The following is a 15,783-nucleotide window of genomic DNA, read 5'->3' on the forward strand; positions in this document are numbered from 1 at the left end:
CACGGGTGTGGGGAAGACCCAAGGCCAAACCAGCTTGCTGGGCTAAATACAGAAACACCCCCACGGGTGTGGGGAAGACTGGTCACGGGGTGGCAATCTGGACGCCAAGGCGGAAACACCCCCACGGGTGTGGGGAAGACTCCTTGGTGACACGGATCAGCATGGCGGTAGGGGAAACACCCCCACGGGTGTGGGGAAGACACAGTCCCACCGGACACGCTTATAGTTATCGGGGAAACACCCCCACGGGTGTGGGGAAGACTGATTGATGCGCTTACCACTGGCCGCAATCAGAGAAACACCCCCACGGGTGTGGGGAAGACTGAACCTCACCACCCTATCCAAGCGCTCCATTCGAAACACCCCCACGGGTGTGGGGAAGACCTTGTAAACACCGGAGTGCTCAAGGCCAGCCTGGAAACACCCCCACGGGTGTGGGGAAGACCGGGCAACTATCAGAGGGGTGCCGCTGGGGTAGGAAACACCCCCACGGGTGTGGGGAAGACCTGAACACGAAGCTAAAGCTGGAGCCCACAAGAGAAACACCCCCACGGGTGTGGGGAAGACAGGGGATGGACTTTGATGCGCAGGCGCGGGCCAGAAACACCCCCACGGGTGTGGGGAAGACACCGATATATTGTTAAAGATCGCGCCAAGCCAGCTACAGATTGTGGTTGGCTTACTGGTCGAGTAGCTTTTCTACCACCAGCTGCAGTCCGTTTATCTCACAGAGCGTCTTGGTCGGTGAGCCTATGGAACGGATCTGATAGCCCGGTGTTTTGGCGATGCTCTTGAATATCACCACACCAGCTGCCGGTGAACAGTGCTGGTAGAGGTATTCGATCACTGTGTCAGCGACCGAGTCTTTAATGCCAGAGACAAAGACGTTGGGCCTCGGCTCGATAAACCAGAGCTTCATTCGTCCTCGTACCGCAGGGGGCAAATCATTAGCCAGTACTATCAGCATCAGTACTTGCCCCTCCAAGTAACGACGGAATATCTCTGGCTAAGCTAGCGAGCAGATCCTGCGCGATCACCTTCTCTCGAAAGCGAGATGAGACCAGCGCTTTTTCGTAGCGCCCAGCCATCTCACGGGTCAGGGAAAAGGCAAGATCGATGCAGAGGTTCTCTTTGTAGAGATCTGCTAGATCGTAAACAAAGGGCAGCGGACTGCCCGAGTGGATAAACCCCATATGAGGGGAGTAACCCATGGCATGGAGTGCGGAACAAAGGATGCCGTAGAGAGCTGCGTTAGCGGAGGTCAACACCCGATTTGTGGTATCACTGAGGTCCATTTTACCGGGAGTATACTGACGCCCTTTCCAACCGACCCCATATTGTTGGGCCTTTTGCTGATAGAGTGCGCGCACTCGGCTACCTTCCATTCCCATCATTTCCTTAAGGCTCTTACCTGCCAGATCTGCATCGGGAAAGCGATAGGCAAACATGCGGCGAGCTACCTCGAGGGATGACTTTTTATTGCAGGCTAGCCGCATCTGGTGATTGAGGTTGCGGGTATTGGCGGTGGGTAAAAAACCTGCCGCGTAGAAGAGCAGACTATCTTCCCCCACCCAGCAGATAGCACAGTTGGCTGCCGCTGCAGTCTTGACTGCCTCGTGAGTCAGGCTGGTGCCAGGGCCTAGCAAGATGGCATTGAGAGTAGCTACCGGCAGACGCACGACTTGGCCTTCGGCATCGAGCCACTTTAGACTGCTGTCGTCAATCTCGAGGCGCCCCCGCTCTAGGTAGATAAAGGGGTATTTATCCTTGACCTGAGGCAGGGACTCCCGGGTGATCTTGACGAATAGACGTTGATCACCACCCATGGTTTAGCCCTCGTTTATCAGCGTCACCTGCCGATCCCGATAACGTTTATGCTGACCAAATTGCAGCGGAACATCGTTTAATGTCAGCAGCTCACCCCCTTCAGTGGCTCCCTGTATCACCATAAAGTCCCGGGTTCGTTGCTTCTGTTCGGCCAAATTGAGGGCTGCAGCCAGTGCGTCACCCCGGTTGGCAAACTGTCCCTGAAAGATGAACTCGGTGGGTACGCAGGTTTTCCTGCCAAGGGAGAGATCCCAGACCGGATTTTGCAAAGCCTGGGCGACCTCGGTTAACAGGTCATCAGGGACCTGGAGCAGTACGGCAAACGCCTGATCTTGCAGGTAGTAGCGGTAGGTCATCTTTGTGCCTCCTCCCACCGCTTTCTTTCCTTCACTGGTTTTTGGGATTAGCAGACTCTGCCAAGGGTCCTTGTCATCGTAGCCACTGCCCACCATATGAAAATCGCGCAATAAGGGCTCACGGGGCACTAGCTCACTGTTCTTGTGACGACGAGCAAAGCTGTGGACCTGCATATCGAGATCGGCAAATCGGGCGAGCAGGGATGTCTGGGGGCCACCAGCCCCTAGGGCAGCACAGACCATCCCGAGGACCCCGGACTTGGTCGGAAAGTGCAGGGTCTCACGTCGTCCAAAGCGGGAATCGTGCCCCCAGCTTTGTAGTGGCCCCTCCAGCCATAGCAATAGGTAGGGTTGACTCATGACTTACTCCACATGGCTTTGCAGCTTAGCGATCAGGTGATCCAAACTGAATGTCTCGTCTTCGCCCCACTCGTAATCTCCCAATTTGCCAAACAGGCTGCCGGTGAGCGCTTCTTTCTTGGAGATATAGCCTTTGAGGGCTTCCACGCTGGGGAGTAAAAAGCCATGGCCAGCGGCTTTTACTGGCTCATCAAATGGCACCTGCAAGCGCTGTCCCTTACGAACCAACACTTTGGCAAACTCCCATGGACTGGCGCCGGATTGGGTAGTCTGACGAGCAGCGGGAACCGCGACAAACAGCGTCTTGGTAAAGGCGGCGATGGCCTGTTTCAACTGTTCTTTATTTAGTTCATCCCCACCCATGGTGTCGGCGAGTTGACCCAGATCCAGGCTGATATAGCGGTAGTAGGTGGCGGAGTTAAATTCCAGGCTCCCCATGTGGGCCGAACCTGGCTCTTCTTGCCGGTCATCGAGCGCAGTGAAGAATTCCACTTCATTGGCCACCTTGTGGGTTGAGATGGCGTGGCTGAAAGAGGCGGCTGCTTCGACATTCATGTCTGCTGCCTTGGCGACCATGCGACCAAAGAGAGCGATATCTAGCGCATCCAGGGCTGGGTTGAGGCTTTTTTTAGCAAACTTTGCCAGATCTTTATCTTTGATCTTGCTTGCGTCGAACCCCTGCTCTTTGGCATAGCCAGCAAATGCTTCGGCTTCACTGTCGCTGATAAACAGCAAAGTATCGTCGGCCAGCAGCTCAGCTATCTTACTCGCACACAACTGAGCCGGTTCCTGTGCCGCACCCAGTTTGATGCAATGTTCTGTAACAAGTTCGGCGACCTTTTTGGTGCGAATACCCAACTTGACGCCAAACTCTTGCAGGGCCAAACGCACCTGACGCTTCCAGCATTGGGAGCTGACCCTGGCGCGGGTGACGCCACCTACGACGGCCGTTTTGGGGGCTCCGACATCATCCCGATTCAGACACGTAACAGGAAAAGACTGGAGGATGTGAAACTCGATACGGGTATTTTTCAGTGCGTTATTCATGATGATTCCTTGTCAGAAAAGGGGTTGTTCGATAAGGGGAACGACTTGCAGTAGGCCACAGCCAAAGGCGCGGCCACGGCCCAGCCCGCTGGCCACGCTCAGGGCGAAACGTTCGGGGTCGGTCACGGTGAGATAGCCGCTCAGGGTCGCCTGCTGCAGGGTGATGTCACGTTCAGCTTTACCCTTGAATTGGGCCACTCTCACGTCATCGACCTGTAACCGCAGGGGATCAACACTAAATCCCCAGTTGTTGGCGCTGCGTTCGATAAACCAGTCTGCAATGGCCTCTCGACCTTTCACGGGCTTGAGTTGACGGCTCTGGCTATTTCGTCTGGTCGGAGAGACTGTGACGGTAAAGCGGTAGTGGTGGTGCGACAGAAAATCGTCGGGCAGAGAGCGTGATTCAACTTCACCATATTCACCGGTTTGAGGAAGACGGTCCGAGAGCAGCAAGATCTGGCGACAAAGGTGATCACCCCCTTTATCGACCCATTGAATTCCGCTTGGTACGCTGGCCTGCTTCTGTGCCTCTGAACGAACATCCTCAAACAGTCCGTAAACCACCCGGTGTAGTGAGTAGAGGTCGGTCACTCGCAGTCCTTTCACTGCAGCCCGATCCAGACGTAACACGCTGGCATAGAGGGTCATGCTGTCATCTCCTTTTCCTGCCTGCCGTAAAACTGTTGGGCCCAGCGTGCTTTGGCGCGATCTGCACTGCGATGAAACCAGCGTAAGTCCACCAGCAGTGCCGCGTAATCGAGGGGTTGATTGACCCGGCTACGGATCAACGTCAACAATGGCCGCAAAATGCGGCATACCTCTTCGGTATCGTCACAGGCAAGCAGGCGGCGTAGCCTGGCTTTGGCTTGATCGCTCTCGCGTCCCTCGCTAAATGCGAGGGCTATCGCCTGCCCCAGTGGCAAGGCACCATTGCATGCCTGATCACTGCGGGCCACTGCTGCGGCAATTAGAGCAAATGGTTGGCGCTCTTCGGCCCACTCCAGATTTATCCCGAAGGCGGCCAGGGTGTCCCAACTTTGATACTCGGTGGCGGGGTTATCGGCACGGCGCAGCCGGGCGGCAAATCCCTTGTCTTTTTGGCAGCGCTGACAGAGGTATGCGACAAAATCCACCTCGCGACTCTGTGACGTTTGCGTACTCATGGTTGCTCCTGTTGCAAATAGGCGGAGAGGTTTGGCTTGGCTTTGGCCCAGGCATCCATCTGCCGGGCCGTTTGATGGGGGCAACACTGGTCAAATACCTGGGTGGTGTAGCGGGCAAATTGACGGCGCAGTAGCTGGCGAGTATCTGGCTTGTCACACCCCTCGATCAGGGCCTGGCTCTGGCGCTCGCAGAGTTGCCAGAAGAGATTGCTCGCCTGTTTGGCAAATGACTCACCATCCATCAGTTGCGTCTTGTAATAGCCGATCACGCAGCCATAAAGGGTCTTGGCCAGCCCTTCTAACTGGATCATCTGGGTTTGAAAATGGTTAAACCAGATCTCGTTAATATCGTCGGGAGAGAACCAGCAGAGAGACTCCACCATGTCGTCCGAACCGGAGGCATACTGTTCACCTGCATTGCTGCTGACCCTTAATCCCCCAGACCAGATAGCAAAGGGCGCTTCCTGTTTCTTGGCTTTGAGCAATGCCAGTTTCAGCTGGTAACAATCAAGTGCTCTGCCCCCTTGCCCGATAAAACCGAGCAAACTGGTCAATTCGCGCCAGGGGCGGCGTTCGGGATCGGCCCAGCGCGCCTTGGGTTCCTTGCCATTGATGTCGACCGCCACTGAAGGGTCGAAAACGCCCTCCTTGTAGTTGCCATGTGCAATACCTTCGGAGTAATGCAGCCCCTCATCGGCCAATAAACAGAAGCGACACAGGGGAATCAACCGCCCCATCAGAGAGCCCTTGAGCTGGTTTGCAATGTGGCAATCTTCCCCCTCTGGCATCTGCTCCCAAGGAGGCGTCCCCAAGCCAAATGGATAAACGGTGAGATCGGCAATTTCAGCCTCGGTAAAGAGGTTGAGCCAGATGCTCCCTAGCAGTGATGTGCCCAGACAGTAGTTATGCAGTAAGCCCATGTGTGCAACAGAGGGACCGGGCTTGCCCGTGGATGGCTTACCTTTGTCATTGTTCTTGCCGGTATAACCCGGAGTCAGAACAACACTGTTGTCTGCCTTTTTTCCCCCCAGCGCAAAGCCCATCTGAGTGAGCAAGAGCAGCGCCCGCTCACCATTATCGAGCGGCTGCTCCGCTTGGGATTGGGTCAACACAGTGGTATTGCCGGTCGCCACATCGGGCAGTACGGTGCCGAAACTCTTGATGGCAGCCTTGGCAATGGCAGGCATTTGAAGAAAAGGGGCTGGGCCGTAGAGATAGAAGCGATCGTGCCATTGGGCCAGATAGCTGCAGACTTTGTCTGCCATGCCTCGCCAACCTAGTTGTTGCCACTCCTCCAGATTGTGTGGGGTGGTCGCGGCTTGGGCGATAGCTTGCAGGAGCTTCAGAATGGCTGCCTTTTGCACCGGATTACCACCCAGGGTCCGGTATTCGGGGTGGGTGAAGATATCCTTCAGCCCGACCCGTCCTTTGTCGGCCACCGGGATCCAGGGTTCGTCGATCAGATTGAAGCGATGTTCCAAGGCTTACTCCTTGTATTTGGTAATGGTGAGGCCGATGTCATCCCGATAGCGATAGGAGAGGCGATCGCTTAAGGGGAGTGAGCAGCCATCGATGGTATGCAGTTGATGATCTGTAGTGACCTTGGCAATAGAAATAGCGGCGTCATCCTGATCCGGATGACCGAGATACAGCACATTGCCCAAACCAGCTTTTTGACACCAGAGCCGTGCTGGTGGCCGAGGCAGTTGGCTTAAACGGCAGCTGACCAGATGCTGGGTCACCAGTGCCGCACGGCCTCGCCACTCTGCTGGGGTAAGGCGATGTGCATGCCATGGAATAACAACCTGCTCACCGTCGAGAAAAGTCAGGAGTGTGGCCTGGTCGTGGTTGTCCAGAGACAGTTCAGACAGGAGCAGCAAGTCACCGCTCTCCTGTTCGCTGTAGCGGGTTTGCGCTTTGGCCTCGGGCAGGGTCTTGCCCCCTTTAGAGAGCGTAAGTCGTGCCAGTTGCCGAAGACTGTTGACCCCTTTACGCAGGCGAGTGCCGTCAAAGAGCTCTCGTTTCCAGCGTGTCATCACTTCATCTTCGCTGCGATCCTGATAGGTGAGCTCCACCAGTGTGCGGATATGGTCGGGTAAGGAGACTGTCCCCTCCTTTACCTGGACAAGCCAAACCTCCAAAGAACGGCAGAGCAAATAAGGTGAATAAACGTGTGCAGTTGCACCAAAGGCCTGATAGGGGTCTTGGTGCGCAGCATCGAGGTCAGGGGTAAGGATCCAGGCCTCTCTGCGGGCATTGGTGGGTCTCGGGGTCTGTTCATGACGCCAGAGACGACCAAGCCGCTGAAACAACATATCGGTAGGCGCCATGCGGCTGACCAGAAAATCGGCGTCGATATCAAGAGATTGCTCTAGTACCTGAGTGCCGATCAGGATGCGGCCTTGCTTCCCACGGGCTGCTCTGCCCGCCTTGCCATAGCAGCTAACCCAATGTGCCTCATTGTTTTGCCTATGCCGTGCGGTAAAGCGAGAGTGCAGTAAACCACAGGCCACTCCCACTTCCTGTGCTCTGGCAGCCAGATCGAGATAACGTTCCTGTGCCTCAGCCACCGTATTTTCAATCCAAAGCACCTGCTGGCCCTGGGTCGCTCGCATGAGCGCTTCCTCTAACACACTCTGGTCTGCCATGGGTTTGCATTGCAGATGAACTGAGCGGGATTCTTCTGGTGTTACCGCCAGCTCTTGCGGCAGTGATGGCGTGATACCCGTTGATACGGATATGAGAGGGTAGGTGTCTTGCTGTGTCGGCTGCCCGAGCAACTCACTGCGGCGAGCCTGACTCAGAGTGGCGCTGAGAATAATTACGGTGCAGTGCAGGGTTCGAAGTAGATGGATCAGCTCGTCGAGGATCACACTCGTGTAGGCATCGTAACTGTGCACCTCATCGAGGATCACCACCTTACCCGCCAGGCCAAAAGCCCTGACAAAACCGTGCTTGACGTTCATGGCTGCCATCAATGCCTGATCGAGGGTGCCCACGGCAAACGGTGCCAGCAAACCACGCTTCGCACTGTCAAACCAGCTACGGCCGGGTTTGCCCTCTTCTCCCAACGCCTGATTGATCAACCAGGCACTGCCATGAAGCAGTAGGGAGTGACGGTGTGGACTCTCTTCGGTCAGGATCTGCTTGAGGTAGTCATTAAAGCGGTCTAACAACTTGTTGGATGTCAGTTGAGTGGGTAGAGCAAAATAAATGCCCGTGGCCTTGCCTTCTTCCAACATTTTATAGGCTGCATAGAGTGCGGCCTCGGTCTTGCCTAGCCCCATCGGTGCTTCAAGCACATAGACACCGACTCCCTGGCTGTGCTGGTGGAGAAGCTGTTGAGGTTCATTGGGTTGATAAGGTGTCCCATCCTCAGCGCTGAAAATATCACCGAAGGCAAGCCCTTTACGCACCTGAGGCAAGACAAACCCTGCATCATCCAATGCTTGTTCTATTCTTGGTTGCCAGGGGATTGTAGGGTCTTCAAAGTGATGACCAGAGCCAATCCAATCTGCCACAGTGGTTAGCCCTGCTAATAGTCTTGCTTGTTCCTGCGTCGTGATAGTGGGGATTTCTTCCCCCATAACCCGTTGTAACTCCTCCACCAGCCTGCATCGTTCTGCTTGCCAAGATTTCCCACCAAGCTGCTCGGCACTGGCGCTTAACATCGCATCAGGTGGATTAAAACCGTGGTGCTGCCCGGCGACTCGCGGAACAAACTGGTTGTTTGTGATGGAGGCGAGGGCCAGCTCACTGACACCGGCATGTCCACCCCAGTCACGTTCCTGTATTGCTCGGAACTGAGGCATTCGTTGCAGCCAAGAGGACTGCTCACCTTCAACCGCACACTGTAATTTGAGGAAAAATACGGGGCTGACCTTACCGATGTCGTGAAGGGCGGCTTGTAGGGCACTCCCTGGTGGAAAGAGTACGTGTCGAATCGTCTTTGGCATGCGGTTAAGTAAAGCTCGTGCGGTTTCCCCCACTATCTGACAGTGGTTAAACACACTCCGACCAAACTGGGGTTCGCCTTGCTGGTTTTGGTAGGTTTTGGCTGGGCACAATTCAAAAGGGACAGTAGTGATCTCTGACTCTGTGCCCGTCGTTTTTCGTCTTCGGTTCATCATATTGCCGCCGCCCTTTGTTTCATCACGTTGGCCATTTTCCTCCCCTCACTGGCTCACCGGTTGGGCTACTGAAGTGGTTTCTCCATGTTTATTTAATCCCGCGTTCATGGCGGCTATCACGCGCTGACGTAGTTCAGGTGGTGCCAGCACTTCGATCTCACCGATAAAGCGCATCAGGTCGCGTACTAGTTCGCGTTGGTCGGCATAGGGGAAGCTCAAGCGAATATGGCCGCTCTGCTCTAATGTCTGGATTTGATCTCGATGCCACTGCACGTCTCTGACCCAAGGAGCCGCGCTTGGATCAAAGCGCAACTCGGCTTGCTGCATGGTGTTGCCTGCGAAGATGCCATAGCCGTTGGAGAAGAGTGCGTCCAGCTCCTGCGTCTCGCAGTCGTAGGCGACCTCATCAAGTTCAAGGGGGTCGGCAATGCGGCTCAAAGCGAAGATTCGGAGTGCCTTTCGTTCGTGGCACCAGGCGAGTAAGTACCAGTTGTCCCGATACCAGCACAGGCGCTGGGGAGAGAGGTGCCGGATTTTGGCCTGATGGGAGGTGGCACTATAGTGGAATTGGAGTTGGCGCCTGGCAAACAGGGCCTGCACCAGCGGCAGGAATAGTTCAGGTGCTACATATTGGCGCCCTATGCTCTCAACTCGTAGTCGGTCTGCCTGACTTTGCCACTGGGGACCAAGCAGTGTGCCTATACGAGTCTGCAACTGGGCCAGCCCCTGCTGCTGCAGACCCGGTTGCACATCTTGCAGCAGACGATTGGCCATCAAGAGCGCAAAGGCTTCCGATTCGGTAAGCCAGACGCCCGGAAAGGTAAATCGGCCATCATCGGTATCGTAGCGATAACCACGAGCGATCGGGTCCCAGATTATTGGCGCCTGATAACGGTCTCGCAGCAATTCCAACAACCGTTTAAAAGTGCTGGCTGAGCACGCAAGTCGTTCGAGTATGACGGAGCGTGGAACAGGGTAACGAAAGTCCAAAAGTAACTGGTGTAAGGCAAGGGCTCGGTTAAGTTGTTCCATCTCGTCGTTAACTGATTGATAAATATCGACTAGGCTATCACTTCAATGGAAACAAAACCCTATCGAGTCTCACATATGTCATTACTAGATACGGCGAGATCGCACTCTACGCTGTCATTGCGAAAGGCTCTCTCGAGAGAGAGCTAAGGCATGTATAAGAGGAAAAGGATCGTTTTAGTGATCACTGAGGGATCGGGGCATTGAAAAGCGATCGTTGAATATGCTTCTAATATTTTGAAAATATTGATTTTTTTCAAAATGGTAATTTTTTACATGGTTTTTCAGACCTTGCGATGACCTGAAAATGATCGTTTTTTTCGTATGTAGCGCCGGGCGGTGGAGGGATTCAAATTGTTCTCTACCGCATACTGGGCAATGGTGATTCCTCTGCTATCGTACTGCCACTCGTAACGGCGGCAGTGTATGGCCCACTTTTCACCCATCGGTTGGCGGTTCAACTCAAGCCTAGCTGTCTTTTGTTGCAGTTTATGGGCCTGGATATATGCCTCAGCGGTAATGCCAGTCTGGGCTCGTTCAGTCTGAAACTGCTGGCGTTGTTGTTCCCAAAACCTGTACCTCAGAGTGGCTGCCCCCAGCGGTTGGAATTTCACATATGTCAGACGTATGTCGAGACGGTATAGCTCGGCATACGTCTTTATGCTAATACCTTGCAGCAGCACCAGAGTGGCAAAGTTCTCTTGATGGTAACGCCAGAATACCTTGCGTTCACAGAACCCCATTTCTTTCGGTTTCCTAATACGATTTGGTATTCTTGGTGCATAAATTCGGCTTTTCATTATTTACTGTATCCTGATGCTGCGGCTGACTTGGTAGTCCTTGACTGCTGGTGGCCGATCTCCTTTTGTTTCTGCTTTGGCCAAATAGCTCAAGCGGTAGATCAGCAGCCGATGTTCGTCTAGACGGTCATGATGAACGTGATAAAAAGGGTTCTCAGGTAGTGAAAGATAACCATATGTCCATTCCGTCTTGGCTAAACGGTAAACATTGTCTGAGTGTTTAACCTTTTGCCCATCTAGTAGCAGTGCCAAGTGGTAGTGTTGGGCTTTTGACCTTGCTTTCTCTCTGACCCAGATATAGCCGTGGTAGCAAGGGCCATAATGTCGGATCAGTTTGGGTTTCAGCTTTTTGAAGAAATGGCTGATTGGCTTGTTGTCTATAGTCCCCTGTTTCATTTTTAGCTCCATGCGAATGGCAGTAAGCTTGCTGGTTTTGCTGAAGAACTTTTCTAGCAATTGGAAAATGCTATCCATGATCTCTCGCCTGATATGGATGTGATTGATTACGGCCCAAGCATGGCCTTGATGCTCATAGTTGAGGGGCAATGTTAAAGACGAGTTATTATTTATATTGGGCATATATTATTAATATCCTAAATAGCTGTTCCGAATAGTAGATCACTGGAGGAAGGGAACTCAGTCCAGTTTGTGCGATCTCATTAGTCGCCAAACAAAACAAGCCACACCCAAAGGACTGAGTTGATGCCTATCCTACCACCCCTGCCACGACCACAACGGCGCCGCATTCACAAAATCATCCATGCCACCCGTGATAAAGGGCATGCTCGTCGCTTGATGGCCATCTTGCTGTTACATGAAGGACGCTGGCTCTATCTCAAGGGGATATCTACCGGAGACTACCAGGAGGCTCTTTGTGCGCTGCTGGGTGACCAGGCCAAGGGGCTATCAGCCAACACCATCTGCCGGTTGAAGCAAGACTGGCATGATGAGCACCGGGCGTGGCGTCAGCGAGACCTCGCAGGGCGCCGCTACGTTTACTGGTGGGCAGACGGGATATACAGCAACGTGCGGATGGATGACCGGCTCTGTTTGCTGGTCATCATTGGGGTGACAGAGCATGGACGCAAGGAGCTTGTCGCGGTGGAGGATGGCCATCGGGAGTCTGACGCGAGCTGGACGGAGCTCCTCATGGGGCTGCGAGGCAGGGGGCTTACCCTCAGTCCCAAGCTGGCTATCGGCGATGGGGCGCTGGGGTTTTGGAAGGCGCTCGCCAAGTGTTACCCGGACACGGCACATCAGCGGTGCTGGGTTCACAAGACCGCGAATGTGTTGTCAGTGCTGCCTAAATCGGTCCAGCCAAAGGTCAAAGAGGCCTTGCATGAAATCTGGATGGCCGAGACACGGGATGAGGCCTACCGGGCATTCGACCGTACCCTGGTGCGGTTTGAGGCGAAGTATCCAGGGGCCATGGAGCGATTGCGAAAAGACCGGGATGAGCTGTTGGCCTTCTATGATTTTCCGGCCGAGCACTGGGTAAGTATTCGGACGACCAACCCGATAGAGTCGACGTTTTCAACGGTGCGTCTGCGCACGAAGCGAGCTAGGAATTGTGGTTCGCGGGAGACCACGTTGGCAATGGTCTACAAGCTGCTGGAGTCAGCACAGAAGAACTGGAAGCGGCTCAAGGGATTTGGGCTGCTGACGTTGGTAGTGAACAACGTGAAATTCAAGGACGGAGTCCAGGTAGAGGAAGAGTCAGACAGGAACGCCGCCTGACCCCATACACCACATTTGACAATAACTCTCCAATGAGGCTTTAAATGGAAAAGTTCGGGAAAATGGTGCCTGATCCGCTGCAATCTCGCCAAATTCTTGCTATTTTGCGCGCCATTACGCAAACGATTTCCTTCACACATTCAGGATGAGTTATGGCAACGCAAGAAATGACGGCCCGCACCGGCAATAGCGGGTTTCTGGACTCCTATTTCTCCATCACCCAGCGTGGCAGCACTGTCCGCCAGGAGTTGCTGGCCGGTTTGACCACCTTCCTGGCCATGGTCTACAGCATCATAGTGGTGCCGAACATGCTGGGTGCCGCTGGTTTTGAGCAGGGCCCCGTCTTCGTGGCAACCTGCCTGATCGCCGCCTTCGGCTCCCTGTTGATGGGTCTATGGGCCAAGCTGCCGATGGCCATAGGTTGCGCCATCTCCCTCACCGCCTTTACCGCATTCAGTCTGGTACTGGGTCAGGGACTGAGCATTCCGGTCGCGCTGGGCGCCATCTTCCTGATGGGTGTGCTGTTTACCCTGATCAGCGTCACCGGCGTACGCCAGTGGATCTTGGATAACCTCCCCTCCGGCATCGCCCACGGCACCGGCATCGGTATCGGTCTGTTCCTGCTGCTGATCGCCACCAACGGCGTCGGTATGGTGATCAAGAACGAAGGTGCCGGTCTGCCGGTTCAACTGGGTGAAGTGACCTCCTTCCCGGTTATCATGACGGTGCTGGGTCTGGCCGCCATCTTCGGTCTGGAGCGTCGCAAGGTGCCGGGCGGCATCCTGATGGTGATCATCGCCATCTCCATCCTCGGTCTCATCTTCGATCCGAAAGTGACCTGGCAGGGCTTCTTCGCCATGCCGAGCCTGACCGGTGAAAAAGGCTCGCTGGTAGGCAGCATGGATCTGCTGGGCTCCCTCAATCCGGTGGTGATTCCCACCGTGCTGGCGCTGGTAATGACCGCCGTGTTTGACGCCACCGGCACCATCCGTGCCGTAGCCGGTCAGGCGGGCCTTATCAACGAACGTGGCCACATCATCAGCGGCGGCAAGGCACTGACTGCCGACTCCGTTAGCAGCATGGTCGCTGGCGTGGTGGGTGGTGCTCCGGCGGCCGTCTACATCGAGTCTGCCGCAGGTACCGCAGCAGGTGGCAAGACCGGCCTGACCGCTGCGCTGGTCGGCGTGCTGTTCCTGCTGATGATCTTCCTCTCCCCGCTGAGCTATCTGGTACCGGCTTACGCCACCGCACCGGCCCTGATGTACGTCGGTCTTCTGATGCTGGGCAACGTCACCAAGCTGGACTTCAGCGATTCGGTCGATGCCCTCGCCGGCATGCTGTGCGCCGTCTTCATCGTACTGACCTGCAATATAGTCACCGGTATCATGCTGGGCTTCGTGGCACTGGTCGTTGGCCGCATCTTCGCTGCCGAGTGGAAGAAGCTGAACATCGGCACCGTCATCATCGCCCTGGCGCTGGTGATCTTCTATGCCGGTGGCTGGGCCATCTAACTCGTCCGTTTATTCCGGTTATAGTGAAGGGCCCCGCGGGGCCCTTTTTCATGGCTGTGAGACCGCTAACAGTTTCCCGCCCGTTTGCCCCGCATCGTTTCAGATTGAAACGCTGATACCCCCTCTGCTGTTTCAAATCCGAACCAAACCGACCGTCATTTTTATCCTTCTTTCTGTCGTTAGACTGGCTCCATCAACCATTTGCCCACCCGTGCGGTGGCAAGCCAAGGAGTGAGCCATGAAGAAACTGATCAATGCCGTCGATGCCGTGGTCCGTGAACAACTGATGGGGATGGCCGCCGCCCATCCCGAGCTCAAGGTACGTATCGAACCCCACTACATCACCCGCGCCGACTCCCCCGTGATGGGCAAGGTCGCGCTGGTCTCCGGCGGTGGCAGCGGCCACGAGCCGATGCACGGCGGTCTGGTGGGCAAAGGGATGCTGGATGGCGCCTGCCCCGGCGAGATTTTTACCTCGCCGACTCCGGATCAGATGTACGAGTGCGGTCAGGCCGTTGATGGCGGCGCGGGCGTGCTGTTCCTGGTGAAGAACTACACAGGCGACGTGCTCAACTTCGAGACCGCGGTCGAGCTGCTGCACGGCGATGGAGTCAAGGTGGGCTTCTCGTTGATCGATGACGACGTGGCGGTCAAAGACAGCCTCTATACCGCCGGTCGCCGTGGCGTTGCCACTACCGTGCTGTGCGAAAAACTGGTGGGGGCCGCAGCCGAAGCGGGCTATGACCTGGCCCATTGCGAGGCACTGGCCCGTCGCATCAACAACCAGAGCCGCACCATAGGCGTCGCCATGCACGCCTGTACCGTGCCTGCCGCCGGCAAGCCCTCCTTCACTCTGGCGGACAACGAGATGGAGTTTGGCGTGGGCATCCACGGCGAACCCGGTATAGCGCGCCGCCCCTTCACCGACCTCAATACCCTGGTGGATGACATGTTCAGCGAGCTGGCGGACAACACCCCCTATGGCCGTACCCTGCGTCACTGGGACAGAGCCTCCGGCAGCTGGCAGGAAGAGCACACCTTTATCGAACCGCTCAACAAGGGCGATCGGGTCATCGCACTGGTCAACAGTCTCGGCGGCACCCCCATCTCCGAGCTCTATGGCGTCTATGGTCGCCTCGCCACCCTGTGCGAAGAGGCGGGCATCCATCTGGTGCGCAACCTGATTGGCCCCTACTGCACCTCCCTCGACATGACCGGCATCTCCATCACCCTGCTCAAGGTGGATGATGAACTGATGACCCTGTGGGATGCCCCCGTTCACACCCCCGCCCTGCGTCGCGGCTGCTAAGGAGAACCCATGTTAAGCAAGCATCACATCGTCAACTGGCTGCTCGACTGCGAACACATCTTTACCGAGCTGCGTGACTACCTCACCGCACTGGATACCGACATCGGCGACGGCGACCACGGCCTCAACATGCAGCGCGGCTTTTCTAAAGTGGCCGAGAAGCTGCCCGCGGTGGCGGACAAGGATATCGGTCAGGTGCTGAAAACCACCGGTATGACCTTGCTCTCCTCGGTCGGCGGTGCCAGCGGCCCGCTCTACGGCACCTTCTTTATCCGGGCGGCGGCCAGCACCGATGCCTGCCAAAGCCTGAGCCTGAGCCAGTTGTGCAAAATGCTGAGCGACGGGGTCGAAGGGATCGTCTCCCGCGGCCGCGCCGAGCCGGGTGACAAGACCATGTGCGATGCCTGGTGGCCAGCACTGGCGGCCCTGCAACAAGCCCAACAGCAAGAGCTGCCGCTCAACGAGGCGCTGGACAAGGCAGTAGCCGCCGCCGCTGCCGGTACCGAGGCCACCA

14 protein-coding genes, 2 pseudogenes and 1 CRISPR repeat array are annotated in these 15,783 nt (G+C 55.7%); of the genes and pseudogenes, 5 read left to right on the top strand and 11 right to left on the bottom strand.

Going from position 1 to position 15,783, the window contains the following annotated elements; translation table 11 throughout:
* Positions 1 to 51 precede the first annotated feature (51 nt).
* A CRISPR array of direct repeats spans positions 52 to 628; the repeat unit is 28 nt; unit sequence GAAACACCCCCACGGGTGTGGGGAAGAC.
* Between the two features lie 51 nt (positions 629 to 679).
* The 11 genes from cas2e to AACR93_RS15200 all read right to left on the bottom strand — a co-directional run bounded on the left by cas2e (position 680) and on the right by AACR93_RS15200 (position 11,186).
* Entirely contained in the window at positions 680 to 919 is a 240-nt protein-coding gene (gene cas2e / locus AACR93_RS15150; RefSeq protein ID WP_043851199.1) for a type I-E CRISPR-associated endoribonuclease Cas2e, read from the bottom strand.
* A gap of 28 nt (positions 920 to 947) precedes the next feature.
* Positions 948 to 1,826: a type I-E CRISPR-associated endonuclease Cas1e gene (cas1e, locus tag AACR93_RS15155; protein WP_043851200.1), complete on the bottom strand. Its 879-nt coding sequence runs from the start codon at positions 1,824 to 1,826 to the stop codon at positions 948 to 950.
* Between the two features lie 3 nt (positions 1,827 to 1,829).
* The gene (gene cas5e / locus AACR93_RS15160; protein WP_043851201.1) at positions 1,830 to 2,543 is read right to left on the bottom strand and encodes a type I-E CRISPR-associated protein Cas5/CasD; all 714 of its coding nucleotides are present in this window, start codon (positions 2,541 to 2,543) and stop codon (positions 1,830 to 1,832) included.
* A 3-nt stretch (positions 2,544 to 2,546) separates the two neighbouring features.
* Positions 2,547 to 3,590, bottom strand: coding sequence for a type I-E CRISPR-associated protein Cas7/Cse4/CasC (gene cas7e, locus AACR93_RS15165; protein WP_043851202.1), 1,044 nt, complete (start codon positions 3,588 to 3,590; stop codon positions 2,547 to 2,549).
* Positions 3,591 to 3,602: 12 nt separating this feature from the next.
* The gene (gene cas6e, locus AACR93_RS15170) at positions 3,603 to 4,238 is read right to left on the bottom strand and encodes a type I-E CRISPR-associated protein Cas6/Cse3/CasE (RefSeq protein ID WP_043851203.1); all 636 of its coding nucleotides are present in this window, start codon (positions 4,236 to 4,238) and stop codon (positions 3,603 to 3,605) included.
* Positions 4,235 to 4,753 carry a type I-E CRISPR-associated protein Cse2/CasB gene (gene casB, locus AACR93_RS15175; RefSeq protein WP_043851204.1) on the bottom strand — a complete coding sequence of 173 codons (519 nt, stop codon included), beginning with the start codon at positions 4,751 to 4,753 and terminating at the stop codon, positions 4,235 to 4,237. Before casB ends, cas6e begins: the two co-directional genes overlap by 4 nt.
* Complete coding sequence (gene casA / locus AACR93_RS15180) at positions 4,750 to 6,234, bottom strand: type I-E CRISPR-associated protein Cse1/CasA (protein WP_043851205.1); 1,485 nt, start codon at positions 6,232 to 6,234, stop codon at positions 4,750 to 4,752. The genes casB and casA overlap by 4 nt, the downstream gene beginning before the upstream one ends.
* A 3-nt stretch (positions 6,235 to 6,237) precedes the next feature.
* Positions 6,238 to 8,883, bottom strand: coding sequence for a CRISPR-associated helicase Cas3' (gene cas3 / locus AACR93_RS15185; RefSeq protein WP_043851206.1), 2,646 nt, complete (start codon positions 8,881 to 8,883; stop codon positions 6,238 to 6,240).
* A 45-nt stretch (positions 8,884 to 8,928) separates the two neighbouring features.
* Positions 8,929 to 9,798 carry a helix-turn-helix transcriptional regulator gene (locus AACR93_RS15190; protein WP_231556957.1) on the bottom strand — a complete coding sequence of 290 codons (870 nt, stop codon included), beginning with the start codon at positions 9,796 to 9,798 and terminating at the stop codon, positions 8,929 to 8,931.
* Between the two features lie 398 nt (positions 9,799 to 10,196).
* Entirely contained in the window at positions 10,197 to 10,712 is a 516-nt protein-coding gene (locus AACR93_RS15195; protein ID WP_156152978.1) for a hypothetical protein, read from the bottom strand.
* Positions 10,713 to 10,715: 3 nt separating this feature from the next.
* Complete coding sequence (locus AACR93_RS15200; RefSeq protein WP_231556958.1) at positions 10,716 to 11,186, bottom strand: YagK/YfjJ domain-containing protein; 471 nt, start codon at positions 11,184 to 11,186, stop codon at positions 10,716 to 10,718.
* A gap of 228 nt (positions 11,187 to 11,414) precedes the next feature.
* On the opposite strand from AACR93_RS15200, the pseudogene AACR93_RS23155 reads away from it, so the two are divergent.
* The 5 genes and pseudogenes from AACR93_RS23155 to dhaL form a co-directional block, all read left to right on the top strand.
* A pseudogene (locus AACR93_RS23155) lies at positions 11,415 to 11,537 on the top strand (IS630 family transposase); the annotation flags it as partial.
* A pseudogene (locus AACR93_RS15205) lies at positions 11,538 to 12,449 on the top strand (IS256 family transposase); the annotation flags it as partial. It abuts the pseudogene before it with no gap.
* A 152-nt stretch (positions 12,450 to 12,601) separates the two neighbouring features.
* On the top strand, positions 12,602 to 13,960 hold the full coding sequence (locus AACR93_RS15210) for an NCS2 family permease (protein WP_042648085.1): 1,359 nt from the start codon (positions 12,602 to 12,604) through the stop codon (positions 13,958 to 13,960).
* Positions 13,961 to 14,198: 238 nt separating this feature from the next.
* On the top strand, positions 14,199 to 15,269 hold the full coding sequence (dhaK, locus tag AACR93_RS15215; RefSeq protein WP_043851210.1) for a dihydroxyacetone kinase subunit DhaK: 1,071 nt from the start codon (positions 14,199 to 14,201) through the stop codon (positions 15,267 to 15,269).
* 9 nt (positions 15,270 to 15,278) lie between these two features.
* The coding region (dhaL, locus tag AACR93_RS15220; RefSeq protein ID WP_043851211.1) for a dihydroxyacetone kinase subunit DhaL at positions 15,279 to 15,783 on the top strand (505 nt) is incomplete at its 3' end.

It is taken from the genome of Aeromonas sp. L_1B5_3, from assembly GCF_963866575.1.
Classification (GTDB): Bacteria; Pseudomonadota; Gammaproteobacteria; order Enterobacterales; family Aeromonadaceae; genus Aeromonas; species Aeromonas jandaei.

Bases quoted from the DNA above. Each gene is read 5' to 3' on its own strand.
- dhaK (WP_043851210.1), top strand. From the start codon at position 14,199: ATGAAGAAACTGATCAATGCCGTCGATGCCGTGGTCCGTGAACAACTG.
- cas6e (WP_043851203.1), bottom strand. From the start codon at position 4,238: ATGACCCTCTATGCCAGCGTGTTACGTCTGGATCGGGCTGCAGTGAAA.
- casB (WP_043851204.1), bottom strand. From the start codon at position 4,753: ATGAGTACGCAAACGTCACAGAGTCGCGAGGTGGATTTTGTCGCATAC.
- cas7e (WP_043851202.1), bottom strand. From the start codon at position 3,590: ATGAATAACGCACTGAAAAATACCCGTATCGAGTTTCACATCCTCCAG.
- AACR93_RS15200 (WP_231556958.1), bottom strand. From the start codon at position 11,186: ATGGATAGCATTTTCCAATTGCTAGAAAAGTTCTTCAGCAAAACCAGC.
- cas3 (WP_043851206.1), bottom strand. From the start codon at position 8,883: ATGATGAACCGAAGACGAAAAACGACGGGCACAGAGTCAGAGATCACT.
- cas2e (WP_043851199.1), bottom strand. From the start codon at position 919: ATGAAGCTCTGGTTTATCGAGCCGAGGCCCAACGTCTTTGTCTCTGGC.
- cas1e (WP_043851200.1), bottom strand. From the start codon at position 1,826: ATGGGTGGTGATCAACGTCTATTCGTCAAGATCACCCGGGAGTCCCTG.
- AACR93_RS15210 (WP_042648085.1), top strand. From the start codon at position 12,602: ATGGCAACGCAAGAAATGACGGCCCGCACCGGCAATAGCGGGTTTCTG.
- cas5e (WP_043851201.1), bottom strand. From the start codon at position 2,543: ATGAGTCAACCCTACCTATTGCTATGGCTGGAGGGGCCACTACAAAGC.
- AACR93_RS15195 (WP_156152978.1), bottom strand. From the start codon at position 10,712: ATGAAAAGCCGAATTTATGCACCAAGAATACCAAATCGTATTAGGAAA.